The organism is Pseudomonas cerasi (assembly GCF_027983475.1).
Lineage (GTDB): Bacteria > Pseudomonadota > Gammaproteobacteria > Pseudomonadales > Pseudomonadaceae > Aquipseudomonas > Aquipseudomonas cerasi.
In genome coordinates this window covers 121,264-147,516 of record NZ_JAQJVM010000001.1, presented here as the reverse complement: position 1 = coordinate 147,516, position 26,253 = coordinate 121,264, and the positions used below count along the sequence as shown (strand labels likewise).

Here is a 26,253-nt window from a genome sequence, read left to right as displayed (position 1 = left end):
TCTTAGAAGTTCATGCCGAAGCTGAGCGCCACGAAGTCCCGGTCATCGACCGTGGTGTACTTGCCATCAAAGAAGTTGGTGTAGGAAAGGTTCGCGGTGTAGGTGTTCTGGTACTCGGCATCAAGCCCCAGGCTGACGGCCTTGCGCCCCTCTTCGAAGTTGCCGCCAGGGCCGGGTGAATAGCCTTTGACGTCATGCGACCAGGCCACGCTCGGCTTGAGGTTGACCCCGGCAAACACGCTGTTGTAATCCCAGATGGCGCGGGCGCGGTAGCCCCAGGAGTTGGCAGTGGTAAAGCCGTCGTCTTCGCAATAGCGGGTCAGGTTGTTCTGCTCGGCACCGGTCAGCGTGCCGGCGTTCAGCGTTGCGCATTGACCGCCAGGCAGCGGCCCAGGGCCATACACCGGATCGCGTCCGTAACGGATTTTGGAGGTGCTTTCGAGCCCGCCCACGTGCGTCCAACCCACTTCACCGACCACCGTCAGACGCTCTGCGCCCATGACCTGATCGAAGAACTGGGTAAATGTGGTCTGCATCTGGGTGATTTCTTTGCGGCGATAACCGGCTTGATCCGTATTCGGCTGACCGCTGAGCAGCGACACGTTGGGGTTGAGCGGCGAAATGCCCGAATAGAGGATGTCGGTGGTGTTGACCTGAATCGGTGCGTTGGGGCGGTAGCTGATCTCACCGCTCCACGCCGTGCCGGTGGGCAGCGTGGTCGAGAAGCTCAGGCCGTACAGGCGAATGTCCTCGGGGTACTCAACGTAGTAACTGGAGTTGCCCGCCACCACCACCGGCAGCAGGCTGGGGGCCAGCGCGGCGGCAGTGCTGGCAGGAATGCCGTTGCGAACCAGCGAACCGACCAGCCCTTGCGGACTGAACGAAGCGGCCGAGCCGCCGCGCCCGCTGAAAATCGGTGCACGGCTGTGGTAATTCATCATGTACGCGCCGAACTCGGTATCCAGCGGTTCGAAGTTGTAACGCAAGGCGAAACCGAACTGGCCGCTGTCGCGCGCATCGCGGTCAGGGCCTCGACGCACCACCGCGCCCTCATCCGGGTTGCCGAACACCACGCCCTGCTGCGACAGCGAATTGAACACCGCACCGCGCGCGCCGGCTGGCAAACCGGCCGCCGTCAGCGAGCTGTTCAGGCCGCTGCGGCTGCGCAAGACCGCCAGGTTGTTGTTGCAGCCATCGGCAATCACATCGGGTTGCGAGAAGAAGGTGCCGCAGTTGTCGACGACCGTCTGATCCCATTCCAGCTGGTAGAAACCTTCGGCAGACAGGTTGTCGGTCAGGCTCTGGGACAGGTAGAACATGTTGACCGGAATCAGGCCTTCCTTGATTTCCGAACCGGGTCGCCGGAACGCCGAGACATCGATCGGGTTGACGCTGTTGATGCCGCCCTGAATGAAGGTACTTTCACCCCAACTGATGACCTGCTTGCCGAAGCGCACCGCGCCGGGCTGATCGGCAATCGAATAGTTGTGATAGACGAAGGCGTCGAGCAGCTGGAACCCGGACGACTTGGCGCCCTCCTTGCGGCCCGAGTCGCTGATGTCCTTGAACTCGCGGTTTTCATCCTTGAGTTCGAAGTCGTACCAGTATTTGCCGCGCAGGAAAACGCCGGTATCGCCGTATTTCAATTCCAGATCATGAATGCCCTTGAAGATCTTCGAAAACGTCTCCCCACGCTTGAAGTTCAAGTGACCGTCATCGGACGTCTGCGACAGACCACGCCCACCGTTGTTGGCGCCGATCAGGTTCTTGTTGGGATTGGCAGTCGACCAGCTCGCGCCCACCGACAGCGAGGAGTCGAAACTGCCTTCGATCTCGCCAACGTTGAAGGTCACGGCAAAGGCCGGGCTGGCGAGCGATGAGGCAAGGCTGACAGCCAGAGGCAGCCTGGCCCGACGCCAGAAGGGGGATGTGCTTGTCATCGACGCTACTCCTTGTGTTTTATTGTTATGGCGGTGGGGAAATCCAGAAACGAATCAGTCATCGAATCAACACACACGCCAGGTCCGCTCTTGCCATTCCCGGTGCTGACTATAGCCAGCACACTCTGACGCTAGATCCCTCTAAAGTGTGATTTGCACGACCAACGCCTCTGGACCGCCCGTTTCCGGGAGGCCGCCAAAAAACATGTGGCGGGGAGGATGGCGTAATTTGCAAATTTGGCAAGTCACAGAGCAGGACCTGCAGCGCAGACACGTGCCGTCGCCGACGGATACGGCACGCCCGAGGTGTCAGAGGGTCGACAGAAAGGCACTGTTGCTGCTTTGCCACTCCACGATGTCCAGGCGCATGCGTTTCTTGTCCAGCTTGCCGACGCTGGTCTTGGGAATTTCGGTAACAAGCGCGATCTGGCTGGGAATGGCCCACTTATTGATATGACCTTGCTCGACAAACGGCTTGAGGTGATCCTTCAAACCCTTGGCGTCGAGCTGGTGGCCATCGCGAATCACCAGCAAGGCAAACGGCCGCTCTCCCCATTGCGGATCGGCGATGCCGACCACTGCCACTTCGCGCACTGCCGGATGGCGACTGCACAAATCTTCGAGCTCCAGCGACGAAACCCATTCGCCACCGGTCTTGATCACGTCCTTGATACGGTCGCGAATGTCGATGAAGCCCATGCCGTCCAGCGTCGCCACATCGCCGGTGTGCAACCAGCCGCCCGCCCACAACTCGGCGCCTTTTTCGGGCTCGCGAAAGTAGCTTCCGGTCAGCCAGGGCGCACGCAAAACCAGCTCGCCTTGGGTGTCGCCGTCGGCCGGGAGGAAGTTGCCCTGTTGATCGATGATGGCGGCCTCCACCAGCATCCCCGGCACGCCGGCCTTGATCCGGTAGGTGATGCGCTCGTCTTCACTGCCCGCTTTCAACTCCTCGTTGATGTGCGCTACGGATATGAGCGGTCCGGTTTCGGACATGCCGTACGCGGCAGTGAGCTGGATGCCACGGGATTTGGCGGCCTGATACAGGCTGCGGGTCAGGGAGCTGCCGCCAATGATGATCTTCCAGCCGCGGAAATCGACATCCTGGGCAGACTTGGCGTTCAGGAGCATTTGCAGGATGGTCGGCACGCAATGAGAGAAGGTGACTTTCTCCCTGCGCCAGAGCTCTACCAGCAACTCGGGATCGTAGCGGCCGGGGTACACCTGCTTCAGACCAAGCATGGTTGCGGCATAGGGAATGCCCCAGGCGTGCACGTGAAACATCGGCGTGATCGGCATGTAGACGTCATCGGTGCCGAGCAGCCGGGTGCTGTCGATACAGCCCATGATGGTCGCCACGCCCATGGTGTGCAGCACCAGTTGGCGGTGGGTGAAATACACCCCCTTGGGGTTGCCGGTGGTGCCGGTGGTGTAAAACGTGGTGGCGACCGAGTTTTCGTCGAAATCCTCGAACACGTATTCGGGGCTGGCCGCCGCCAGCAGGGTCTCGTACTCGCCCACGAGGTTGGGCAGCTCGGCGGTCTTGTCTGGCAAATCGGTCAGCAGCAGGGTCTTTTCGACCGTATTCAGATGTTCGGACATCGCCTGATACAGCCCGGTGAACTCGCTGTTCACCAGCACCAGACGGTCATCGGCGTGATTGATGGTGTAGGCGATCTGCTCGGGAGAAAGCCGCACATTGACGGTGTGGATGACCGAGCCAATCATTGGGATGGCGAACATGCACTCCAGGTAGCGGTGGCTGTCCCAGTCCATCACCGCCACGGTGTCGCCGGCTTTCACGCCCGCCGCGGTCAGTGCGTTGGCCAGGCGGCAGATGCGTTCGTTGAGGGTGGCGTAGGTGTAGCGGACCGAATCACGGTAGATGATTTCGCGCGTCTTTTCATAACGACCGCCGGACAGCAGCAGGCGCTTGATCAACAGAGGGCACTGATAAGCGCCATCGGCGGGCGGAAGAACGCGAGTCTGTAACATATGAAGCCCTTTTCAAAGTCCACAGGCGTGGCTGGAAATATGGACTCTAGGGCCTCGGGCTGCCAGTGAAATCAGTAAAAGGGATGATTTAGCGAGACGCCCCGTGCTGTCTGCAAGGGGCGTCCGGGTTGCTGCATATGCTCGGTGTTAGGCGTCCTGAATTCAGGTTTCAGCGGACCTCGGTCAGCGCCAGCTTGATGCCCAGCGCGATCAGCACGCCGCCCATGGCCCGGTCGAACCAGTGCCCCATGCGCGCGAATCCTGCGCGTACCCGGGCCTGGCTGAACAGTCGCGCCACCAGACAGAACCACGCCGCCGTCGCCACCGCGAGATACACGCCGTAACCGCCCTGCACCAGCAATGGCGTGTGCGGATTGATCACCACGGTGAACAGCGAGAGGAAGAACAGCGTCGCCTTGGGGTTCAGGCCATTGGTGACGAAACCGCTGATGTAGGCACCGCGCGCCGTGCGCTCGCCGGGAGTGGCCTTGATGGCGGCATCGCCCGTCGCAGAGGCCGGTTTGGCGCGCAACGCCTTGATGCCGATGTACAGCAGATAGGCAGCGGCTGCCCATTTCAGCGCGTTGAACAGCACGATGGACTGGGAAACGATAATCCCGATCCCCAGCAGCGAATAGCCCACATGCAGAAAGATCGCCGAGCCGACGCCCAACGCCGCCCAGGTCCCGGCCTTGCGCCCATGAGTCACGCTTTCACGCACCACCACCGCGAAATCCGGGCCGGGACTGGCAACCGCCAGCAAGTGAATCAGCGCAACGGTAAGAAACTCTGCCCAGTACATGTGGGACCTCCTGGAGGATTGACGTCTGACCCGGCAGATTACGCTGTCTGGTGTGTCCGCAACAGGTGCCCGCATTGATGCGACGCAGGGCTTGCTCTAACTATCGTGCGACGCTGGAGCCTGGGGAACGATCATCGCAACTATCGTGCGACGCTCTGCGTCGCATGCCGTTCTGGACGCTCCGCGTCCTGCTGGCCCATATCCTGTTAGACTGCGCGCTTTTTCAGGAGCCATTCCATGGACCCGCGCAGCGAAGTGTTACTCCGTCAGGCCGAGCTGTTTCAGGGCTCGCTGTTGTTGGTCGGGCTGCCCGCCGATGACCTGCTCGGAAAACTGCCGGATGCCCGTGGATGGTGCTGGCACGCCGGTGATCAGGCGGCGCTGGACGCACGTTTTGAAGGGCGCGTGGATTTCGGCGTCGAAGCGCCACAGACTGCTTTTGAAGCCGCCGTGCTGTTCCTGCCCAAGGCACGTGACCTGACCGACTACCTGCTCAATGCGCTGGCCTCGCGACTGGCCGGGCGCGAGCTGTTTCTGGTCGGCGAGAAACGTGGCGGTATCGAAGCGGCTGCCAAGCAACTGAGCCCGTTCGGTCGCGCACGCAAGCTGGACAGCGCCCGCCACTGCCAGCTGTGGCAGGTGACGGTCGAGCACGCACCGCAAGCCGTCAGCCTGGAAAGCCTCGCCAAGCCCTACCAGATCGAATTGCAGGACGGCCCGCTTACCGTCGTCAGCCTGCCCGGCGTGTTCAGCCATGGCCGCCTCGACCGTGGTTCAGCCCTGTTGCTGGAAAACATCGACAAGCTGCCCAGCGGCAACCTGCTCGACTTCGGTTGTGGCGCCGGAGTGCTGGGGGCGGCGATCAAGCGTCGTTACCCGCACAACGAAGTCATCATGCTCGATGTCGATGCCTTCGCCACCGCCAGCTCGCGCCTGACCCTGGCCGCCAATGGCCTGCAAGCCCAAGTGCTGACCGGTGACGGCATCGACGCAGCACCGATGGGGTTGAACACGATTCTGAGCAACCCGCCGTTCCATGTCGGCGTTCATACCGATTACATGGCAACGGAAAACCTGCTGAGAAAAGCCCGCCAACATCTTAAATCAGGCGGCGAACTGCGCTTGGTGGCGAATAATTTCCTGCGTTATCAGCCGTTGATCGAAGAGCACGTCGGGCAGTGCGAAGTCAGGGCGCAAGGCAACGGTTTCAAAATCTACAGCGCCAAACGCCCCTGAAATAAGCACTTGCCGAAACGTTTTCGCGGAGGCAGAATCCGCTCCGTCCTAGGGGAGTAGTCTCCCACGAGCGCCATGCTCGTCCGGCACGTATCAACATACTTGGTCCTCAGACCATGGTACGTGCGACCCGGAATCCGCTCAGACGGATCGGTGGTTTGACAAGACCTATGACACGAACACCTTACCCGGGGCGGGGAGGTCGTACGTGTCATAGCCGTGTCGGCCCGCCCCTTAGGAAACCTGATGCTGGAATCATTCTTAATCCCTACCGCAGTGGTCGCACTCGCCGAAATCGGTGACAAGACGCAGTTGCTCGCGCTCATTCTCGCTGCGCGCTTTCGCAAGCCCTGGCCGATCATCGCAGGCATCGTTGCCGCAACGCTGGCCAACCATGCAGCAGCCGGCGCTGTAGGTGCGTGGTTCAGCAGTTATCTGTCAGACGCAGTGCTGCACTGGATACTCGCCGCCAGCTTTACCGCCACGGCGCTGTGGACACTGGTTCCGGACAAGATGGACGATGACGAAGCCAGCACGGCACGCAAGTTCGGCCCGTTCATGACCACGCTGATTACGTTCTTCATCGCTGAAATCGGTGACAAGACGCAGATCGCCACGGTGATGCTGGCGGCGCAGTATTCCTATCTGTGGCTGGTCATTCTGGGCACCACGGTGGGCATGCTGCTGGCCAACGTGCCGGTGGTACTGGCGGGCAATTTCGCCGCCGAGAAACTGCCGCTGACCCTGATCCGCCGACTGGCTGCCTGCGCGTTCTTCGTGCTGGCGCTGGTGGCGGTTTACAAGGCAATGCAAGTCAGCGGCTGGGTGTAATGCTGGCCCGTAGCGTTGCAAAGACACTCGCAACGCTACGGGCGACTCATTCACTCAGGATTTGGGGGCAGCCTGATACAGCGGCATGACTTTCGGAATCGCAGCCTGCAACGAAGCGATGCGACTTTCCGAGGCCGGGTGAGTGCTCATGAACTCAGGCTGCGAACCACCGGAGTTCTGGGTCATCTTCTGCCACAGGGTGATCGCCGCATTCGGGTTGTAACCGGCACGTGCGGCCAGTTCCAGACCGAGCAGATCAGCTTCGTTCTCGTTACTGCGGCTGTTGGGCAGTGTCAGGCTGTAGTTGACCACGGTATCTGCCAACGCCAGGCTGTCCTGTCCCAATCCCAGCAAGGCACCTGCGCCCTGCTTGGCCATTGAAACGCCGTATGCCTTGGACATCGCTTCACGCCCGTGCTCGCGCAGGGCATGGGCGATCTCGTGGCCCATGACCGCAGCGATTTCATCGTCGGTCAGCTTGAGGGTATCAATCAGACCGGTGTAAACGAAAATCTTGCCGCCAGGACCACAATTGGCGTTCAGCTCGTCGCTCTTGATCAGGTTGACTTCCCACTGCCACTGCGCCGAATCAGGCCGCAATTTGGGCGCCTGGGCAATCAGTCGATTGGCGATTGCATGAACCCGCTTGGCATTGGCGCTGGTGGTGTCCAGCACCCCTTTGCTGGTCGCCTCGCCAACGGTCTGCTGGTAGGACTGGGCGTACATTTTGTTGACTTCATCCGTGGAGAGCATGCTGAACATGTACTGTTTGCGCTCCACACCGACCGAGTCGCCACTCGTGGTATTGACTGCCTGACACCCGCCGAGCAGCAACGCAGCGCTCAAGGCACAGAAGGCAAATGAAGGACGCATGGTGTATCTCCTTGTGTGTAAAACGGTCAGTCCCGGGGCAGACCTCTGCGCCAGATACCGGCCAACTGGCATCTTGGTCTTTGACAGGGGTGGATGGTTCCCGCAGGTGTGTCCAGTTTGTATCAGATGTACTTCAACGCGGATATCGGATTTGTCCGATTCGGTGTTTTTTGCCGTCCCCGCCTAGCTTAATGGCGTGAGGCACTCGGGCGCATTCAGCTTGGGATCGTTGACCAGATTGGCCAGAGGCCGTTCGCGCAGCGCCGTCTGCGGGGCAGCCAGTAACGCTTGCAACGTCGGCAGCGGCGTGTCGGCGGCCAGCCAGTCTTTCTGGCCCTTGGCATCCAGAATCAATGGCCGACGCTGGGTCGCAGCCGCCTGGGTAACCACCGCGACGCTCAGGTACGTATGCCCCTGCACCGGATAGGCTTCCCAGATGGCAGCGAAAAACAGCGCGGCGCCCTCCCCCGGCGTCAGCCAGAACGGACGCTTGCGCACCGTGCCGCGCCATTCGTAAAAGCCGTTGGCGGGGAGCAGGCAGCGGCGATGGGTGAAGGCATCGCGAAACATCGGCTGCTCGGCCACGGTTTCGGCGCGGGCATGGGCGGGTGTTTTCGACAGATCGGTGAGCCAGGCCGGGGTCAGGCCCCAGCGCGCGCGCACCAGCTCGATACCGTCAGCGTTTTCGGCGGCGCGCATGATCAACACCCAGTCGGCTGGCGAAATGTTCCATTGCGCCTGCTGATCGGCAGGAAAACCGGGCAAGGCGGCAAAGGCAGGGGTCCAGCGAAACAGGGCGTAGCGTCCACACATGGGGGCTAATCAGACTCTTTTAAGGTGCTCAGCACACCAGTACATCGGGGAAGTCGTCCGGCTCATCGCCAGACAGAGGCGAGGCGCTATTGTACGCAGTGATCAACGCTCGTGCGCGAGCGACCTGCGCATCTTCGACCTTGAGTGCCAGCAGCCCCAGCCCCGGCAGCTCGCCCATCGCCCCGAGCAGATCGCGACCGGCCAGATGCGCCTTGATGCCTTCACTGGCGAGCATTGCCAGCAGCAACTCGGCCTCCATCAGGTTCTCGGGCTCGTAGATCTTCTGCATCACTCGTTCTCGCTGCGAACGTCCAGATTCCAGTCTTCGCCGTCGGTCTGCAGGTCGAAAATGATCGGGCGGCAACAGACCGGACAGTCTTCAATGTACTGTTGATCGCCACCGGAAAGGTCCAGTACGGCTTCGACAGGTTCGCCGCAATAAGGGCAGTCGTAACTCTGTAATTCCTGCATCACGGTCTCCGGGATCAGTTATGCGTATAATTGACCCATTCTTCAGAAGGCAGTTTTAACAAATCCGTCTTCTTTTTACCCTATTCGATTCAAACAAGAGAGCATGATGGGCGAATTTGATGCCATCCGACCTTACAACGATGCAGAAGTCCCCGCCGTCTTGGCACGTCTGCTGAGCGACAAAGCCTTTCTCGCCATTCTGACCCGATTCCGCTTTCCCCGCCTCGCGGGCGCATTCGGCTGGCTGCTGCAGCCTACCCTGGCGCGCAAGCTGCGCCGCGAGTTTGCCGGTATCGACTCGGTCGCCACGCTGCAGGACAAGGTCGAATATTACGTCGACCACACGATCGAACGCGCCACGGACGGGGTCACCTACACCGGCGTCGAACAGCTGAAGTCCGGTTGCGCCTACCTGTTTCTGGCCAACCATCGCGATATCGTCATGGACCCGGCGTTCGTCAACTACGCCGTGTACCACGCAGGCCTGCCCACTCCGCGCATCGCGATTGGCGACAACCTGCTGCAAAAGCCATTCGTCAGCGACCTGATGCGCCTGAACAAGAGCTTCATCGTGCATCGCTCGATCATCGGGCGACGCGAGAAAATGGCGGCTTATCAACTGCTGTCGGCGTACATCAATCACTCGATCACCAAGGACTGCCAGTCGATCTGGATCGCTCAGGCCGAGGGCCGCGCCAAGGACGGTGACGACCGTACCGAGTCGGCGATCCTCAAGATGTTCCACATGAGCCGCAAGGATGAGCCGTTTGGCGACGTGATCCGTTCGCTGAACCTGATCCCGGTGTCGATCAGCTACGAATATGATCCGTGCGACAGCGCCAAGGCCCGCGAGCTGTACATTCGTGCGACAACCGGCGTCTACACCAAGACGCCGGGCGAAGACGACGTGAGCATTGCCCTCGGCATCACCGGCTATAAAGGCCGTGTGCACGTGAACTTCGCACCGCCGATCACCGAGTATTTCGAGGACACCAAGCAACTGGCCATCGAGATGGACCGGCAGATTCTCGGCGGCTATCGGCTGTTCCCGGTGCATTACCTGGCTTACGCGCAGTGGAGCGATGCCGATCCGGCGCTGGAAGTGCCGAAGGCTGACGCACTGTTCCCGGCCGATGAACTCGAACGCGCCAGGGAGGAGTGGGAAAGTCGCCTGGCTGGCACGCCGATCGAGCACCGCCCTTACATGATTCAGCAATACGCGACACCAGTGCGCAACCAGTACCGCGTCAAGGCAGGGCTGGCGCTTTAAGAATCGGAACGTCTATCGCGCCCATACTCCGCGTGGGTACGCCGTTCTGGATGCTCTGCGTCCGGTCTTGAGCGCTTCAGCGCGCCGTGACGCAGAGCGTCACCCAAGGCATTTCCATGCTGGAGCGTGAGGAACGACAGGTGTGCGGGAGAACACGTGTCATGCCCATGCTCCGCGTGGTCATGCGCCCCCGAAATATTCTGCATGACAATTCTCTGCCGCTGTCACCCCAGCGTCATACTTCGCCTGCATTGTGTGGCTCCTCGAGAAACGGACTTCCCTCTCTTTGGAGCTTGTCATGCTGCATGCAAAAAATCAGGATCGCCTTTATCTCATTGCTCCAAGCGATGAGCAGCAGGAGTTGATCGATGGCCTGGCCTTCAATGTTCAGGACCGCCACTGGTTGGTCTACTGCGCACTGGGCGGGCATGTTCATCATGATCTGCCGGATCTGGATCAGGACACGGGGTTGAGTTTTCTGGACTTTTACCAGCAGGCAGCCTGATACCAAACCCGGGACAGCAAAAAGCCCGACCCCCTCAACAGGGGCCGGGCTTTTTTTATCGCGATGGTTAGAGGCTTACTGCGACAGGGTCGAACCGATGGTCGGGTCCTGGAACACGCGGGTCAGTGCGTCGCTCAGCACGTCGCTCACCAGCTTGGTGTTGGTTTCCTGATTCGGCGCCATACCGAAACGCTGATCCAGCGATGCGGCGTAACGACCACTGTAGGTGCGACCGTTATTGCGCACGTCAGCGCGGAACGTCGAGCTGATGGTGGCTTCAGTCACATACAGACCTTCCTTGGGCGACTGGTACTTCAAGTCAGCGAGGGTCACGGTCAACTGCGGAGCGCTGCCGCCCTGGGTCGGCGTAAAGCCCAGCAGGCGCACGGCGGCTTCAGCCTGGGCCTGGAGCTTGGGAACGATATCGGCACCGTTGACGCTGATCGAGCTGGTTTCCGGGTACATGCCGCCGCGCGTGCCCAGTGTCGGGCCAGGACGGCCGTCGACGACACGCACCACCACAGGCTGCCCGCGCCCTACCGGCGCCAGCTGCGCGTTGAGCTTGGGCGTGGGGCTGAGTTGTTGTGGGCTGTGGGCGCAACCCACCAGGGTCAAACTGCTTACAGCAAGCAAACCGAACAAAATGCGACGCAGCATGCTCATTTCTCCATGGGCCAGACACTGAATGTGCCGCAGTATAGCGGCCTGTAACAGCCGCTAACCAGAGGCCACTGACCGTTAAGCCTCGGACATTCGACACGCATCGGGGTTCACGCAGCAACGCAGGGCGAGATTCATCCGGCACGGTGTAATCATGGCGTCACATCCACGCGGCAGACTCGCCTCCATCGCACAGACGCTCATTCACGTCACAGGAGCTGCGCCATGAATCTGTTCCGGTCTCTGTTCACTGCACGCCCCCAGCATCGCCACTACGCGCGTATCGATCAGGCAGGCATCTGCCGTGCATTCAAACACTGCGCGCAACGTCCGACCGGCGTGGAATGGGTTGAAGTGACCGAGCAACGGATCAGCTGGCTGAATCGACCACTGCCCGCCAGCGCACGCGTGACGCAGCGTAGCGAACGCTCAACGCGCGGCCAGTTGCTCACCGCCTGACCGGAGAGCGAATAAAAGTCATCTAAAGCGATCAATTCCTGCCATTTCATCGCTATAATCTCCCCCCGATTATAAGGACGTCTCCTGATCGGGCCTCGCAGCACTGCTAATCACCGTATTAGCGCCTTCGTAATGCCCACAGAGAGCCGCCCACACAGGTCATTTGCGCACGAGTGTGCTCGATGAAAGGTGAAGAAAGCTCGAATCGAATCGAACCTTTCCCGCCCGTCAGCGCCTCACTCTTTATGCTCCTGACCTGCCAGCGCTGTCATCGCAGCCATTTCGAGGTTTGGTTCGCGTTCCCAAAAGGACGTGAAAAACGGGTTTCACTACTTCACAAGAGTGTGGCGAGCAAATGAATAGGTACGCGTTTGTAAATGCACCATCAGCGTCTGAACCGACTCTCTTGAACAGGACTGACCGCGACTGCGCCTCCATGACCGGAGCCTGACGCCATCGGCAGGAGCCAATTGCACAAGGGGCTCCCTGACGATGGTCGAATGGCCTCGCAGGCCTGGAAATGCGTTCATGAAGCAATGATGAACCATGACCGGACCTGACCGGGACCTGCGCTTTGGATGCGAAAAATTGCGAAGAATCGGTCAGGCGATCCTGGCAAGGCGCACGAGGGTAGACATTTGATCCAGCCCACGAACACCTGGCAACCAGCCTCAGGATCGTATGCCGTCAATTTGGTGCTGCAGATTTTGGAGACGCGTTAATGGCGCATAAAGAAGCAGTCGATGTAGTACTGGTCGGAGCGGGCATCATGAGTGCCACTCTGGCGGTATTGCTTAAAGAGCTCGACCCCGGCATCACGCTGGAAGTCGTTGAGCTGATGGATTCCGGTGCTGCAGAGAGTTCCAACCCGTGGAACAACGCCGGCACCGGCCACGCAGGTCTGTGCGAGCTGAACTACACGCCGCCTGCGGCTGATGGCTCCATCGACATCAAGAAAGCGGTGCACATCAACACCCAGTTCGAAGTCTCGAAACAGTTCTGGGCCTATCTGGCACGCAAGGGCACCTTTGGTTCAGCCAGATCGTTCATCAACCCGGTCCCGCACCTGAGCTTCGTGCAGGGCGAAAAAGGCATCTCGTTCCTCAAGACCCGTTTTGAAGCCATGAGCAAGCATCACGCCTTCTCTTCGATGGAATATACCGAAGACAAGGCAAAGCTGGCCGAATGGATGCCATTGATGATGCCGGGGCGGCCTGCGGACGAAAAAATTGCCGCAACACGCATGATGAACGGCACCGACGTCAACTTTGGCGCGCTGACCAATCAACTGCTCGGCCATCTGACCAGTGCTCCAGGCACACAGATCAAGTACCGCAGCCGTGTGACCAACCTGACCCGCAACGGCGCTGGCTGGACCGTCAGCGTCAAGGACGTGAATGGCGGCGGCACGCGTGAGATAGATGCCAAATTCGTGTTCCTCGGTGCCGGTGGCGCAGCGTTGCCGCTGTTGCAGTTGTCGGGCATCGAAGAAAGCAAGGGCTTTGGCGGCTTTCCGGTCAGCGGTCAGTGGCTGCGTTGCGACAACCCGGAAGTGGTCAAGCATCACCAGGCCAAGGTCTACAGCCAGGCCGCCGTGGGTTCGCCGCCAATGTCCGTGCCGCACCTGGACACCCGCGTGGTCGATGGCAAGAAATCCCTGCTGTTCGGACCGTATGCCGGCTTCACCACCAAGTTCCTGAAACACGGCTCGTTCCTCGACCTGCCGCTCTCGGTCCGCGTGGCCAACATCAAACCGATGCTGGCGGTGGCGCGCGACAACATGGACCTGACCAAATACCTGGTCAGCGAAGTGATGCAATCAATGGAGCAACGCCTGGAATCGCTGCGCCGCTTCTATCCGGAAGCGAAAGCCGAAGACTGGCGTCTCGAAATCGCCGGTCAGCGCGTGCAGATCATCAAGAAAGACGCGAAAAAAGGCGGCGTGCTGCAATTCGGCACCGAGCTAGTCTCCGCAAAAGACGGCTCATTGGCCGCCCTGCTCGGTGCGTCACCGGGTGCATCGGTGACCGTGTCGATCATGCTTGAGCTGCTCGAACGCTGCTTCCCGGAGAAAACCCGCACGGAATGGGCGACCAAGCTCGAAGAGATTTTCCCGGCCAGGGAAAAGATCCTCGAAACCGATGCGCCGCTCTACGAGCGCATCAGCGCGCAGAACGACGAGGCGCTGGAACTGGTCGAGAAAAGCAGCCAGGAACACAGCTTCGCCTGACCCTACCGCTGCTGCTGTGCTGTAACAAAAAGCCCCGTGAGCCTTTACCAGCCACGGGGCTTTTTATTGGGTGTATTGCAGGTGCCGGTCAGAGGCTTCGGGACAGTACGGCAATGTGCTCCGGGCCAATTCCGCAGCAGCCGCCAATGTGCGTGGCGCCGCGCTTGACCCAGTCTGCCGCCCACTGCTGATAGCCCTGCGGGTCAAGGTCTTCACGCAGCTCATCCAGACCGTCGTTGGCCGTGGCGTCCTTGGGTTGCGGCGGGAAGGCGTTGGCATACGCACCAATGGCTATGTCGACGTCCAACGACTTGAACACTTCACGCGCCGCGTCGATTGCGCCGCCGATCACCTCTGGCTGGCTGCAGTTGAACAGCAGCGTGGCGACACCCATTGCTGCGGCGGCCCTGGCGGCATCGGCGACCGGCTCGCCTGAGCGCAGACGCGGAGTTTCGTCAGTGTCCTCATCCTGCAGGGTGAACGACAGCCAAAACGGTTTTCCGTCATTGGGCAGCCCGGCGCGGATGGTCTGCGCTTCGAGAATGCAGCTCTGGGTTTCAGCCAGCCACAGGTCGACATACGGCGACAGCCCGGCAACCAGTGGTTTCAGCACATCGGCAGCCTGCTCCGGCTGATACAGGTCAGGGCGATAGGAACCGAACAGCGGCGGAATGGAGCCCGCCACACGGGCGCGTCCGCCAGAGGCATCGGCCGACTCACGCGCCAGTTGCCCGGCCAGCGCAGCCAGTGCCTGACCTTCGCGGGCAAAACGTTCTTCGCCAATATGAAACGGCACGACGGCGTAGCTGTTACTGGTGATGACCTGAGCACCACTTTCGATATAAGCGGCGTGTACCGCACTCACCGCTTCGGGTGCTTCACTCAATGCCAGAGCCGACCACTCCGGCTGGCGAAACGGGGCTCCGCGACGCTGCAGTTCACGGCCCATGCCGCCATCGAGAATTACAGTTGTGCCTTGAGTCATATGTGATCTGCTTATATGTATATGAAAAAAACTCATTATGAGTCAGTCTTGTATAACGTATTTAATACGGCCCTTTCATCAAACTACAAACACTTTTTCAGGGGAAATCTGTGAATTATCGCGCTCTGCTGGGCATCGGCCTGGTCACTCTGGCGGCCTCCACACACGCTATGGCCGGCGCCACGCTGGATCGCGTGCAGAAAAACAAAGAGCTGGTCAACGTCCTCATGGAAAGTTACCCGCCCTTCTCTTTCCTGAATGACAAGAATGAACTGGACGGCTTCGATGTCGACGTCGCCAAGGCCGTGGCGCAGAAACTGGGCGTCAAGTTGCGCCTTGAAACGCCGTCCTGGGACGTGATCGCCGCAGGCCACTGGAGTGGCCGTTATGACATCTGCGTCTGCTCGATGACACCGAGCAAGGCCCGCGCCGAAGTGTTCAACTTCCCGGTCGAGTATTACGCCTCGCCTGCGGTGATCGTAGTCAACGCCTCGGATGATCGTATTCATTCGGCCAAGGACCTGAGCGGCAAGAAGGTCGGTCTGACCAGCGCCTCCAGCTATGAAAGCTATCTGAACAAGAATCTGGTCATTGATGGCGCCGAAGACAAGCCACTGCAGTACCCGTTCGAAGACGTACAGATCGCCCCGTACGACAACGATAACGTGGCCTTTCAAGACCTCGGGCTGGGTGCTGGCAAGCGGCTGGACGCGATACTCACCAATCTGGTGACCGCAAAACCGCGCCTGGATCAGGACAAGCGCTTCAAACTGGCGGGCGAGCCGCTGTATGAAGAACCCAACTCGGTGGCCATCGAAAAAGACGATCCGGAATGGGACGCCAAGGTTCGCCAAGTCTTCGCCGAACTCAAGAGCGACGGCACCCTGAGCAAGCTGTCGCAAAAGTGGATCGGTGCTGACATCAGCAAATGACTTCCTTTCAGTCCCAGCGCCCACCCGAGCAGGCCGAGCAGAGCCTGCTCAAGCGAGTTTTCGGCTTCCGCACACGGCTTTACCTGACCTGGCTGGCCATGTTTGTGCTGTTCGCCGGTTTCTTCCTGAGCTTCGATCTGAAGCTGTCGATCATCCTCGACAAACTGCCGAATCTGATCGGGCTGCATCTGGCCCCCAACGGCTTTCTGCAGGGCGCGGCGCTGACATTGTTCGTGTCAGTGTGCTCGATCGTGGTCTCGGTGGCGCTCGGCTTTGTCACGGCACTCGCGCGGCTTTCCAGCAGCGCGGTTGCGTTCGGCATCGCCAGCTTTTACGCCTCGTTCTTTCGCGGCACGCCGCTGTTGATCCAGATCCTGCTGATCTATCTCGGCCTGCCACAACTCGGCATCGTGCCCGGAGCCATCACGGCGGGGGTGATCGCGCTGTCGCTCAACTACGGAGCTTACCTGAGCGAGATTTTCCGTGCGGGCATCATCGGCGTCTCTGCCGGACAGCGTGAAGCCGCGCTGGCCCTGGCCTTGCGCCCGGCACAGATCTTCTGGCGCGTTACCCTGCCCCAGGCCATGCGCACGATCATTCCGCCGACCACCAACCAGTTCATCTCCATGCTCAAGGACTCCTCACTGATTTCAGTGATGGGCGTCTGGGAAGTGATGTTTCTGGCACAGTCTTACGGCCGCTCCAGCTATCGATACATCGAAATGCTGACCACCGCAGCGGTGCTGTACTGGATCATGTCGATCGGGCTGGAGTTGTTGCAGTCACGACTGGAGCGGCATTACGGCAAGGCGTATCAGGCGCGCAAATAACTGCGGCTTTCGTCCTTACGCTCCGCGTGCGGTGCAGCGTAGCCGTGTGACGCAGAGCGTCACGAAATGCATGCCAACGCGGAGCATTGGCACGATAGGTGTTCTCTGGTGCGCCTCTCGTTCCTCACGCTCCGCGTGGGAATGCAGTTCCGGACGCTCTGCGTCCAGCCCTGGCAATGCGGAGCCTTGACAGGATAGTCAACCGCGGGCTTTTTCGATCAGTTCGATGTACTCATCAGCGTTACGCTGATCCTTGATCAGGGCGATGAAGTCGTTGCCGTGCTCGTCCTTGCCGTCGAAGTCATGGCCCGCTTCCTTGAAGAACACCAGAAAGCGTTCGAAATCGTTGATGCGCAGCCCACGGTAGGCCTTGATCAGCTTGTGCAGCGACGGCGAGGTAGCATCATACGGCTCGAAATCGAGGAACAGTTTAATCTGCTCATCGCCGATCTCATCGCCAATCAACTGCTTCTTATCTTTACGCATTACAGGCTCCAGCAGGTCGCAGACACTTTCACGGTCGGGCAGTTTACCCTCCGGCGAGCGCCGCGCTCAACGCGCACGTGCAGAGGTGGTGTGCAGATCAGCCCAGATGTGCCCGTTGGCATAACTGAGGAACTGGCAATAGACCTTCTCGTTGCGCAGCAAGTCCACCAGCACACGGTATTGGGACAGCGGGTAATAAAGCGTCAACGTGCGCGACGGCTCATCATAGGTCGGCTTTTTAAGGCTTTTGCTATCACCGCCATCGAAGTGCACGAGCACCTGGGAGATGGACGCGCCCTTGTTCAGCGACTTGCCCTTGAGGCGCAGCGACAAGGGCGAGGTGACCGGAATCGGCTGCTGACTCGACTGCCGCTGGTTACCGGCAACGATGGTGTATTCGGTGACACGCATCAACTGTTGCTGCTCGGGCACACCTTCGCGCAGGCTCAGGTCATCAGGCGGCAGGTATTGATCGTGCATGGGGCTGGCCGAAACCGGCGCAGCAGGTGCGGCAACTGCCAGACCAGACAACAGCACCAACGCCACGGCGCCGGGAATCAGTAGCTTCATTGAGGGTTTCCATATAATTGCGAATCGACGACCGCCCCTGTTCGCAGAAGCGGCCGTCAGAATGCCTTACATCCCTTTGACCGCATAGATACCGGCAGCGTTACGCCAGTAGCCTTTGTAGTCCATACCGAAACCGAAGATGTAGCGGTCGATGCACGGCAGGCCGACGTAGTCGGCTTTCAGGTCCGGACGGGCCTTGCGGTCGTGGTCCTTGTCGATCAGCACGGCGGTGTGCACGGCGCGGGCACCGGCGTGTCGGCAGAAGTCGATGATGGCACCCAGGGTGTGACCTTCATCGAGAATGTCGTCGATGATCAGCACGTCACGGTCCATGAACGAGACTTCCGGCTTGGCTTTCCAGAACAGATCACCACCGGTGGTTTCGTTGCGATAACGCGTTGCGTGCAGGTAGGACGCTTCCAGCGGGAAGTTCAGGTGGGTGAGCAGCTTGCCAGAGAAAATCAGGCCGCCATTCATGACGCAGAACACGACAGGATTGCGCTCGGCCAGCTCGGCATTGATCTGCGCGCCGACGCGGGCAATGGCCGCATCCACTTCGGCCTCTGTGTACAGGCAGTCAGCTTCGCGCATGACTTGACGGATATGCTCGAGATCAGCGGACATGACGCTCTCCAGGTAAGGCAGTTTGAGAAAAGCGGGCAAAGGTACGCATCCGTTCAAGCCAGAGCAAGTGATTCTGGACTAACGTTGCGTGTGTCTTGCAAAAGCCGCGAACGTCGAAGCTTCGTAACGATACTGCACGTGCTTTAAGACAGTAACAGCTGAATAGATTAACCTAGACCGATTTTTGCCCCGCTGGAGCCTTTCCCCATGCCCATTCGTGAGATCCGTCACCCGCTGATCCGCCACAAGCTCGGCCTTATGCGCCGCGCCGACATCAGTACCAAGAACTTCCGTGAGCTGGCTCAGGAAGTCGGCGCGCTGCTGACCTATGAAGCCACGGCCGACCTGACCCTGGAAAATTACGACATTCAAGGCTGGGCCGGTACGGTGTCAGTCGAGAAGATCGCAGGCAAGAAAATCACCGTCGTGCCGATTCTGCGCGCCGGTATCGGCATGCTGGACGGCGTGCTCAGCCTGATCCCGGGTGCCAAGGTCAGCGCGGTCGGCGTGGCCCGCAACGAAGAAACCCTGCAGGCACACACTTACCTGGAAAAACTGGTCCCGGAAATCGACGAGCGCCTGGCGATGATCATCGACCCGATGCTGGCCACCGGCAGCTCGATGGTCGCCACCATTGACCTGCTGAAGAAGGCTGGCTGCAAGGAAATCCGCGCCATGGTTCTGGTCGCGGCGCCCGAAGGTATCGCTGCCGTAGAGCAAGCGCACCCGGATGTGATGATCTACACCGCCTCCATCGACGAGCGTCTTAACGAACACGGCTACATCATTCCGGGCCTGGGCGATGCCGGTGACAAGATTTTCGGCACCAAGCAGAAGGACGCGTAACCCGATGACGCAGCAGGAGTTCAACGATCCACTGTGGCGCACGATTCTATCCGGCGCGCAAATGCTGTTCGTGGCCTTTGGCGCGCTGGTCCTGATGCCGCTGATCACCGGGCTCGATCCGAACGTGGCACTGTTCACCGCAGGCCTGGGCACGCTGTTGTTCCAGATCGTCACCGGGCGTCAGGTGCCGGTCTTTCTGGCCTCGAGCTTTGCCTTCATCACCCCGATCATCCTCGCCAAGGGCCAGTTCGGTCTGGCCGCGACCATGGGCGGTGTCATGGCGGCAGGCTTTGTGTACACCTTTCTCGGTCTGGCCGTGAAGATCAAGGGCACCGGTTTCATCGACCGCCTGCTGCCTCCTGTGGTGATCGGGCCGGTCATCATCTCGATCGGTCTGGCGATGGCGCCGATTGCAGCCAACATGGCGATGGGCAAGTCCGGCGATGGCGTGCAGTTGATTCCTTATCAGACCGCCATGCTGATTTCGATGCCGGCCTTGCTGACCACACTGATTGTGGCGGTGTTCGGCAAAGGCATTTTCCGTCTGGTGCCGATCATCTCCGGCGTGCTGGTGGGCTTCGCGCTGTCGTTCTATTTTGGTGTGGTCGATACCAAAAAGATCGCTGACGCCGCCTGGCTGGCCTTGCCGCACTTCACCGCACCGGAATTCAACTGGCAGGCGATTCTGTTCATTGTCCCGGTCGCCCTGGCACCGGCCATCGAACACATCGGCGGGGTGATTGCAGTCGGCAGCGTGACCGGACGCGACTACCTGAAAAAGCCGGGCCTGCACCGCACGCTGTTCGGCGACGGCATCGCCACCACCGCTGCCGGCCTGTTCGGCGGCCCGCCCAATACCACCTACGCCGAAGTGACTGGCGCGGTGATGCTGACCAAGAACTACAACCCGCAGATCATGATCTGGGCGTCGTTCTTTGCCATCATCCTGGCGTTCATCGGCAAATTCGGGGCGCTGCTGCAGAGCATTCCAGTCCCGGTAATGGGCGGCATTCTGTGCCTGCTGTTCGGTTCGATTGCCGCAGTGGGCATGAACACCCTGATCCGCCACAAGATCGACCTGGCCGAAGCGCGCAATCTGGTGATTGTCTCGGTCACGCTGGTGTTCGGGATCGGCGGCGTATTGATCGGCACCGGCAACGGACCGAACGATTTCGGCCTGAAAGGCATTGCCCTGTGCGCCGTGACCGCCATCGCCCTGAACCTGATCCTGCCGGGCAATGACAGCTGGAAGAACAAGCAACTGGATGATCAGTTGCCTTGACGCTTCACTTCTTGACTATCGTGCCAATGCTCCGCGTTGGCATGCAGTTCTGGACGCTCTGCGTCCTGCCCTGAACATGGGGTACGGCACAGATTTGTGACGCGGAGCGTCACCCAGGGCATTCCCACACTGGAGCGTGAGGAACGATAAGCGTCTGGAAGAACACTATCGTGCCCATGCTCCGCGGTTCAGCGCATCACAACATCAACGGCGCACGCTCGCACAGCCTGTTCAGCTCTTTCGCCCAGTTGGGGTCGTCGTTCAGGCAAGGGATCAGGATCAGTTCCTCTCCCCCCGCTTCCTTGAACTGCTCGGCACCGCGGTCACCGATCTCTTCCAGTGTCTCGATGCAATCAGCGACGAACGCCGGGCACATGACCAGCAGCTTCCTGACACCTTTCGCCGCCAGTTCATCCAGATGCGCTTCGGTGTAGGGTTCGATCCACTTGGCGCGCCCCAGACGTGACTGGAACGACACCGACCACTTACCGTCAGGAATGCCCATACGCTTGGCGAACGCCGCCGCCGATTGTATGCACTGCGCGCGATAGCAGGTGGCGAGCACTTCGGCGGGTGCGGTCATGCAGCAGTCGTCCTTCAGGCAATGCTTGCCGGTCGGGTCGAGCTTGTGCAGGTGCCGCTCGGGCAGACCGTGGAAGCTCAGCAGCAAATGGTCATAAGGTTGCTCCAGATGCGGCCGCACGCTTTCCACCAGTGCACTCAGGTACTCGGGCTGATCGTAGAACGGCTGCAGAACCGAGAACTGCATCTTCAACGATTTGGCGCGCACCACGCGTTTGGCTTCTTCAATGACCGTGGTCACCGTGCTGTCGGCGAACTGCGGGTACAGCGGCGCCAGGGTGACTTTTTTGAAGCCCTGCTCTGCCAGCCGCGTCAGCACGGTTTCGATGGACGGCTCGCCATAACGCATGGCCAGTTCGACCGGCCCGTGCGACCACTCCTTTTTCATCGCCTGCTGCAGGCGCTTGCTCAGCACCACCAGGGGCGAACCTTCATCCCACCAGATGGACGCATAGGCGTGTGCGGACTGCTCGGGCCGCTTGATCAGAATCAGCGAGACCAGCAGCCTGCGCACTGGCCATGGCAGGTCGATCACATAAGGATCCATCAGGAACTGGTTCAGATAGCTGCGCACGTCTGCCACTTGAGTAGAGGCAGGCGAACCCAGATTGACCAGCAACAAAGCGTGATCGGTCATGCAACATCCTATTCATTTCAACAGCGTTCAGTGGCGACCCAGCAAATCCTGCAGGGCGGTGTCGAGTTCGGTGTACTTGAATGTAAAACCAGCTTCCTGCAAACGCTCCGGCCGCGCACGCTGGCCACCGAGCAGCAATACCGAAAGCTCGCCCAGCAATACTTTCAGGGCCAGCGCCGGCATGGGCATGAATGCCGGCCGGTGCAGAATGCCGGCCAGGGCCTTGGCAAACTGACGATTGCGCACCGGTGACGGCGCACAGACATTATAAGGACCCTTTGCTTCATTCAGATTCAACAGAAAATCAATCGCGGCGATTTGATCCTGGATGTGAACCCACGGCATCCACTGCCTGCCATTGCCGATCGGCCCGCCCATGCCGAATTTGAAAGGAGGTAACAGACGCTGCAGAAAACCGGCACGATCGGACAGCACCAGGCCTGTGCGTATCAGCACCACGCGCACGCCCAGCGCCTCGGCGCGTTGTGCGGTTTCTTCCCAGGCGTTGCACAGCTGGCTGGCAAAGTCTTCCTTGGCAGGCAGCGAGGTTTCGTCGATTTCGCGCTCGCCACTGTCGCCATACCAGCCGACTGCAGAGCCGGAAATCATCAGCGCAGGTTTTTGCTCGCGAGTGCCCAGCCATTTCAGCAGTTGCTCGGTCAGGCCGACGCGACTTTCCCACAGCAACAGACGGCGCTTGCGGGTCCACGGACGATCCGCAATGGGCGCGCCCGCCAGGTTGATAATTGCATCCACCGGCTGCGTACCCAGCTCATCAAGGCTGGCAATGCCACGCACCGAAGGGCCGCACAGCTCGACGACGTCGGCGGGTTTTCGGCTCCATACCGTCAATTCATGGCCTTGAGCAGACCAGAAACGGCAGAGCGCTCGTCCTATCAAACCAGTACCACCGGTCAGCAATATGTGCATGGCAGATAACCTCGCGTGGCGTAGGTGACAATTGGGTAGTCTTATTTTTACCAGTGACGCTGTCCGTGACGCTGGTCCGGAAAACGAAACTGTCAGCTGAACCATAGGCCACAGCAGAATGAAACGCAGCCTCGAGGCCTTTGCCCGAGTCGCTGAACCGTTCGACCTTGCCAGTGGCAATGTGACTCAACCGCTAAATTCTAAAACCACTGCAAGTTATACCAAACAAGAAGATTGTACAGGTTTTAACTACGGCGTAGTCTGTACAGACAAGGTAACGAGGCCCCTATGACTGTCCCTATCGCAATCATCGGTACCGGTATCGCCGGACTCTCCGCAGCCCAGGCGCTGACATCCGCCGGGCATCAAGTGCACCTTTTCGACAAGAGCCGCGGCAGCGGCGGTCGTATGTCCAGCAAGCGCAGCGACGCAGGTTCGCTGGACATGGGGGCACAGTATTTCACCGCCCGTGACCGACGCTTTGCCACCGCAGTCAAGCAGTGGCAAACCCAGGGTCACGTCGCCGAGTGGACACCCTCGCTCTATAACTTTCATGGCGGCAGGCTCAGCCCCTCTCCGGACGAGCAGGTGCGCTGGGTCGGCACGCCTGGCATGAGCGCCATTACCCGGGCGATGCGCGGCGATCTACCGGTGTCGTTCTCGTGTCGCATCACTGAAGTGTTCCGTGGCGAACAACACTGGAACCTGCTGGATGCCGAAGGCGAAAGCCACGGCCCTTTCAGCCATGTGATCATCGCCACCCCGGCCCCTCAGGCCACTGCCCTGCTGGCTGCCGCGCCGAAACTGGCCAGCGTCGTGGCAGGCGTGAAGATGGATCCGACCTGGGCCGTGGCGCTGGCCTTCGAAACCCCGTTGCAGACGCCCATGCAGGGTTGCTTCGTGCAGGACAGCCCGCTGGACTGGCTGGCCCGCGACCGCAGCAAACCTGGTCGCGACGCCACGCTCGATACCTGGGTGCTGCACGCCACCAGCCAGTGGAGCAGGCAGAATCTCGACGCTTCCAGAGAACAGGTCACCGAACAGTTGCACGGTGCATTCGCGGAATTGATCGATTGCACCATGCCCCCGCCAGTGTTCAGCCTCGCCCACCGCTGGCTGTACGCACGGCCTGCCGGCTCTCACGAATGGGGCGCCTTGTCGGACGCCGATCTGGGCATTTATGTCTGTGGCGACTGGTGCCTGTCCGGGCGCGTGGAAGGCGCATGGCTGAGTGGCCAGGAAGCAGCGCGCCGACTGCTGGAGCATGTGCAATGAATCAGATCAACCCGCGCAAGCTGCTGCTGTCGAAATGGACAGCCGCCACCCCGCTCAACCGGGAAAAGCACTTCCTGGTCACCGAGCTGTTCAAGGACGAAGAAGGCACTGTGCTGGAAATCGAACTGCAGGCTGTGCTGACCCAGCGCAGCGAGCGGCTGCCGTGGCAGGTGTTGCAACAGGCGGATACCTGGCGAATGGGCTGGAAGTAGCTTTTACCGCCCTCTACAAAGAATTTGACTTGTACAGTTACACCCCTATGATGAAGACAAGTTGTACAGCACGAACTATCTGTACAAGTCTTCTGTAGAGGTGACTGATGGCGACGTCCTTAATCGAAAAACCCAAACTCGGCATCAGTGCCTGCCTGATGGGTGCCGAGGTTCGCTTCAATGGCGGACACAAGGAATCTCATCTGTGTACGCAGGCGCTGAGCAAGTATTTCGATTTCGTCCAGGCGTGCCCCGAAGTCGCTATCGGCATGGGCATCCCCCGCGAGCCGATCAGGCTGGTAGGCGACGCAGAAAATCCAAAGGCGCTCGGCACGGTCAATCGTGACCTGGACGTTACCGAGGCATTGGCGGATTACGGCATACAGATGGCCGATGAGCTGGGCGATATATGCGGTTACATCTTCATGCAGAAATCCCCTTCCTGCGGTCTGGAGCGCGTCAAGGTCTACCGCGAAAACGGCGCTCCGGTCGATGGCGGTGGTCGCGGGATCTATGCGCAGGCCTTCTGCGAACGTCATCCCGATCTGCCCGTTGAGGAAGACGGCCGGCTCAACGATGCGGTGCTGCGCGAAAATTTCGTCACCCGCGTGTTTGCCTATGCCGCCTGGAAACAGCTGTTGAAGGAAGGCATCACCCGGCGCGCCCTGACCGAATTCCACTCGCGCTATAAATACCAGCTGATGGCCAACGATCCGGTGCAGTACAAGGCGCTGGGCAAGATGCTCGGCAGCATGGGCCGCACCGACCCGAACGAAATCGCGCCGTTGTACTTCAGCCAACTGATGGCGGCCTTGAAAAAGTGCGCCACGCGCAGTACGCACACCAACGTCCTGCAACACCTGTGCGGTTATTTGAAACAAACCATTACCAGCGAGGACAAGCAGGAAATCCAGCAGGTCATCGCCCAGTATCACCAGGGCATCGTGCCACTGATCGTGCCGCTGACGCTGCTCAAGCATCATTTTCGCCAACATCCGGACCCCTATGTGGCACTGCAGGTGTACATGCAGCCCCACCCGGAAAACCTCAGCCTGCGCAATGCGATTTGACTCATGAATGAAACAGACACAGACGTGCCGGGCGACTGGCTGCCGATCCGCGAGGTCGCACGACAGACAGGCGTCAACGCCGTCACCCTGCGCGCCTGGGAGCGGCGTTACGGACTGATTGTCCCGCACCGCACCGCCAAAGGTCATCGGCTGTATTCGGACGAGCATGTGCAGCGCGTCATGAAGATTCTGACCTGGCTCAACCGTGGCGTGTCGGTCAGTCAGGTCAAGGGCCTGATCGATGACAATCGCCAGGACGCTCTGCCGCCGACCAACGACTGGGACGCATTGCGTCAGACCTTGCTGGTCGCGATCGGCGAGCTGGCCGAACGCCGGGTCGATGACGTGTTCAATCAGGCGATGTCGCTGTACCCGCCGCGCACACTGTGTGAACAGTTGCTGCTGCCGCTGCTGGCCGAACTGGAACGGCGCTGGCAAGGCAAGTTCGGCGCACAACTGGAGCGCACGTTTTTCTACTCCTGGCTGCGCAGCAAGTTCGGCGCGCGCATCTATCACAACAACCGTCAGCTCAATGGCAGCCCGTTGCTGCTGGTCAATCAGTCCGATCTGCCGCTGGAGCCGCATCTGTGGCTCGCGGCCTGGCTGGTGAGCAGCGCCGATTGCCCGGTCGAGGTGTTCGACTGGCCATTGCCGGTCGGCGAGCTGGCGCTGGCAGCCGAATACCTCAAGCCACGCGGCATATTGCTGTATTCCAGCAAGTCGCTGAACGTGACCCAGCTGCCACGATTGCTGGCCAATATCACCTGCCCTGTCGTGCTGGGCGGACCAACGGTGCAGATCCATAATGCCGAGTTGCTCGTACAGGCCAACGAGATATCTGGACTGACCCTTGCCCATGACGTACTCAGCGCTCAGATCGAGCTGGGCAAGCTCGGACTTATCTAAGGAC

At 60.0% G+C, this 26,253-nt stretch carries 28 protein-coding genes and 1 riboswitch; of the genes, 14 read left to right on the top strand and 14 right to left on the bottom strand.

Annotated features, from left to right (window positions below; translation table 11 throughout):
• Positions 1–2: 2 nt before the first annotated feature.
• From PI739_RS00670 to PI739_RS00660, 3 genes are all read right to left on the bottom strand, one after another.
• On the bottom strand, positions 3–1,940 hold the full coding sequence (locus PI739_RS00670) for a DUF1302 domain-containing protein (protein WP_003365537.1): 1,938 nt from the start codon (positions 1,938–1,940) through the stop codon (positions 3–5).
• A 309-nt stretch (positions 1,941–2,249) separates the two neighbouring features.
• On the bottom strand, positions 2,250–3,932 hold the full coding sequence (locus PI739_RS00665) for a fatty acid--CoA ligase (RefSeq protein WP_054080649.1): 1,683 nt from the start codon (positions 3,930–3,932) through the stop codon (positions 2,250–2,252).
• Between the two features lie 169 nt (positions 3,933–4,101).
• Positions 4,102–4,734, bottom strand: coding sequence for a LysE family translocator (locus PI739_RS00660; protein ID WP_054080648.1), 633 nt, complete (start codon positions 4,732–4,734; stop codon positions 4,102–4,104).
• Positions 4,735–4,971: 237 nt separating this feature from the next.
• On the opposite strand from PI739_RS00660, the gene PI739_RS00655 reads away from it, so the two are divergent.
• Entirely contained in the window at positions 4,972–5,970 is a 999-nt protein-coding gene (locus PI739_RS00655) for a methyltransferase (protein WP_054080647.1), read from the top strand.
• A gap of 38 nt (positions 5,971–6,008) precedes the next feature.
• A riboswitch (yybP-ykoY riboswitch) is annotated at positions 6,009–6,147 on the top strand.
• Between the two features lie 69 nt (positions 6,148–6,216).
• A complete protein-coding gene (locus tag PI739_RS00650) occupies positions 6,217–6,801 on the top strand; it encodes a TMEM165/GDT1 family protein (RefSeq protein WP_003365548.1) in 585 nt (194 codons plus the stop codon).
• A 54-nt stretch (positions 6,802–6,855) separates the two neighbouring features.
• On the opposite strand, the gene PI739_RS00645 is transcribed toward PI739_RS00650, so the two are convergent.
• From PI739_RS00645 to PI739_RS00630, 4 genes are all read right to left on the bottom strand, one after another.
• Complete coding sequence (locus PI739_RS00645; RefSeq protein ID WP_003365550.1) at positions 6,856–7,674, bottom strand: M48 family metallopeptidase; 819 nt, start codon at positions 7,672–7,674, stop codon at positions 6,856–6,858.
• Positions 7,675–7,857: 183 nt separating this feature from the next.
• Positions 7,858–8,487, bottom strand: a complete 630-nt coding sequence (locus PI739_RS00640; protein ID WP_003365552.1) for an SOS response-associated peptidase — start codon at positions 8,485–8,487, stop codon at positions 7,858–7,860.
• Between the two features lie 28 nt (positions 8,488–8,515).
• The gene (locus PI739_RS00635) at positions 8,516–8,776 is read right to left on the bottom strand and encodes a putative signal transducing protein (RefSeq protein WP_003365554.1); all 261 of its coding nucleotides are present in this window, start codon (positions 8,774–8,776) and stop codon (positions 8,516–8,518) included.
• The gene (locus PI739_RS00630) at positions 8,776–8,958 is read right to left on the bottom strand and encodes a CPXCG motif-containing cysteine-rich protein (RefSeq protein WP_002552181.1); all 183 of its coding nucleotides are present in this window, start codon (positions 8,956–8,958) and stop codon (positions 8,776–8,778) included. Before PI739_RS00630 ends, PI739_RS00635 begins: the two co-directional genes overlap by 1 nt.
• 106 nt (positions 8,959–9,064) lie before the next feature.
• Here PI739_RS00630 and PI739_RS00625 point away from each other — a divergent pair, with 106 nt between their 5' ends.
• Positions 9,065–10,228 (top strand): 1-acyl-sn-glycerol-3-phosphate acyltransferase, encoded by a 1,164-nt coding sequence (locus tag PI739_RS00625; RefSeq protein ID WP_032609513.1) that lies wholly within the window; start codon positions 9,065–9,067, stop codon positions 10,226–10,228.
• A gap of 298 nt (positions 10,229–10,526) precedes the next feature.
• The gene (locus PI739_RS00620) at positions 10,527–10,733 is read left to right on the top strand and encodes a hypothetical protein (RefSeq protein WP_003346138.1); all 207 of its coding nucleotides are present in this window, start codon (positions 10,527–10,529) and stop codon (positions 10,731–10,733) included.
• Between the two features lie 75 nt (positions 10,734–10,808).
• Here the strand turns inward: PI739_RS00620 and PI739_RS00615 are convergent, their stop codons facing one another.
• Complete coding sequence (locus PI739_RS00615; protein WP_003365560.1) at positions 10,809–11,390, bottom strand: YajG family lipoprotein; 582 nt, start codon at positions 11,388–11,390, stop codon at positions 10,809–10,811.
• Between the two features lie 228 nt (positions 11,391–11,618).
• Here PI739_RS00615 and PI739_RS00610 point away from each other — a divergent pair, with 228 nt between their 5' ends.
• Together PI739_RS00610 and mqo are read left to right on the top strand one after the other, a co-directional pair.
• A complete protein-coding gene (locus PI739_RS00610) occupies positions 11,619–11,852 on the top strand; it encodes a hypothetical protein (RefSeq protein WP_003365562.1) in 234 nt (77 codons plus the stop codon).
• Positions 11,853–12,573: 721 nt separating this feature from the next.
• A complete protein-coding gene (gene mqo / locus PI739_RS00605; RefSeq protein ID WP_003433702.1) occupies positions 12,574–14,082 on the top strand; it encodes a malate dehydrogenase (quinone) in 1,509 nt (502 codons plus the stop codon).
• A gap of 88 nt (positions 14,083–14,170) precedes the next feature.
• On the opposite strand, the gene PI739_RS00600 is transcribed toward mqo, so the two are convergent.
• The gene (locus PI739_RS00600) at positions 14,171–15,067 is read right to left on the bottom strand and encodes a homocysteine S-methyltransferase family protein (RefSeq protein WP_054080646.1); all 897 of its coding nucleotides are present in this window, start codon (positions 15,065–15,067) and stop codon (positions 14,171–14,173) included.
• Positions 15,068–15,177: 110 nt separating this feature from the next.
• On the opposite strand from PI739_RS00600, the gene PI739_RS00595 reads away from it, so the two are divergent.
• Together PI739_RS00595 and PI739_RS00590 are read left to right on the top strand one after the other, a co-directional pair.
• The gene (locus tag PI739_RS00595; RefSeq protein WP_003365572.1) at positions 15,178–15,999 is read left to right on the top strand and encodes an ABC transporter substrate-binding protein; all 822 of its coding nucleotides are present in this window, start codon (positions 15,178–15,180) and stop codon (positions 15,997–15,999) included.
• Positions 15,996–16,829, top strand: a complete 834-nt coding sequence (locus PI739_RS00590; RefSeq protein WP_054080645.1) for an amino acid ABC transporter permease — start codon at positions 15,996–15,998, stop codon at positions 16,827–16,829. The genes PI739_RS00595 and PI739_RS00590 overlap by 4 nt, the downstream gene beginning before the upstream one ends.
• Before the next feature lie 198 nt (positions 16,830–17,027).
• Here the strand turns inward: PI739_RS00590 and PI739_RS00585 are convergent, their stop codons facing one another.
• The 3 genes from PI739_RS00585 to PI739_RS00575 all read right to left on the bottom strand — a co-directional run bounded on the left by PI739_RS00585 (position 17,028) and on the right by PI739_RS00575 (position 18,509).
• Positions 17,028–17,315, bottom strand: a complete 288-nt coding sequence (locus PI739_RS00585; RefSeq protein WP_003365576.1) for a PA4642 family protein — start codon at positions 17,313–17,315, stop codon at positions 17,028–17,030.
• A gap of 66 nt (positions 17,316–17,381) precedes the next feature.
• Complete coding sequence (locus tag PI739_RS00580) at positions 17,382–17,885, bottom strand: hypothetical protein (protein ID WP_003365577.1); 504 nt, start codon at positions 17,883–17,885, stop codon at positions 17,382–17,384.
• 66 nt (positions 17,886–17,951) lie between these two features.
• Positions 17,952–18,509, bottom strand: a complete 558-nt coding sequence (locus tag PI739_RS00575; protein ID WP_003433705.1) for a hypoxanthine-guanine phosphoribosyltransferase — start codon at positions 18,507–18,509, stop codon at positions 17,952–17,954.
• A 207-nt stretch (positions 18,510–18,716) separates the two neighbouring features.
• Between PI739_RS00575 and upp the strand changes: the two genes are divergently transcribed.
• Both upp and PI739_RS00565 read left to right on the top strand, forming a co-directional pair.
• Positions 18,717–19,355, top strand: a complete 639-nt coding sequence (gene upp, locus PI739_RS00570; RefSeq protein WP_003365583.1) for a uracil phosphoribosyltransferase — start codon at positions 18,717–18,719, stop codon at positions 19,353–19,355.
• 4 nt (positions 19,356–19,359) lie between these two features.
• Positions 19,360–20,637 (top strand): uracil-xanthine permease family protein, encoded by a 1,278-nt coding sequence (locus PI739_RS00565; RefSeq protein WP_003365584.1) that lies wholly within the window; start codon positions 19,360–19,362, stop codon positions 20,635–20,637.
• 196 nt (positions 20,638–20,833) lie between these two features.
• Here PI739_RS00565 and hemH read toward each other — a convergent pair whose 3' ends face one another.
• Complete coding sequence (gene hemH, locus PI739_RS00560) at positions 20,834–21,856, bottom strand: ferrochelatase (RefSeq protein WP_024661430.1); 1,023 nt, start codon at positions 21,854–21,856, stop codon at positions 20,834–20,836.
• A 27-nt stretch (positions 21,857–21,883) separates the two neighbouring features.
• A complete protein-coding gene (locus PI739_RS00555; RefSeq protein ID WP_003433707.1) occupies positions 21,884–22,786 on the bottom strand; it encodes a TIGR01777 family oxidoreductase in 903 nt (300 codons plus the stop codon).
• Between the two features lie 288 nt (positions 22,787–23,074).
• Here PI739_RS00555 and PI739_RS00550 point away from each other — a divergent pair, with 288 nt between their 5' ends.
• The 4 genes from PI739_RS00550 to PI739_RS00535 all read left to right on the top strand — a co-directional run bounded on the left by PI739_RS00550 (position 23,075) and on the right by PI739_RS00535 (position 26,249).
• Complete coding sequence (locus PI739_RS00550) at positions 23,075–24,061, top strand: NAD(P)/FAD-dependent oxidoreductase (protein ID WP_003365592.1); 987 nt, start codon at positions 23,075–23,077, stop codon at positions 24,059–24,061.
• Positions 24,058–24,273, top strand: coding sequence for a TIGR02450 family Trp-rich protein (locus tag PI739_RS00545; RefSeq protein ID WP_002552164.1), 216 nt, complete (start codon positions 24,058–24,060; stop codon positions 24,271–24,273). The genes PI739_RS00550 and PI739_RS00545 overlap by 4 nt, the downstream gene beginning before the upstream one ends.
• Before the next feature lie 107 nt (positions 24,274–24,380).
• Positions 24,381–25,343 carry a YbgA family protein gene (locus PI739_RS00540; protein ID WP_003365594.1) on the top strand — a complete coding sequence of 321 codons (963 nt, stop codon included), beginning with the start codon at positions 24,381–24,383 and terminating at the stop codon, positions 25,341–25,343.
• Between the two features lie 3 nt (positions 25,344–25,346).
• Complete coding sequence (locus PI739_RS00535) at positions 25,347–26,249, top strand: MerR family transcriptional regulator (protein ID WP_044309899.1); 903 nt, start codon at positions 25,347–25,349, stop codon at positions 26,247–26,249.
• The last annotated feature ends 4 nt before the right edge of the window (positions 26,250–26,253 follow it).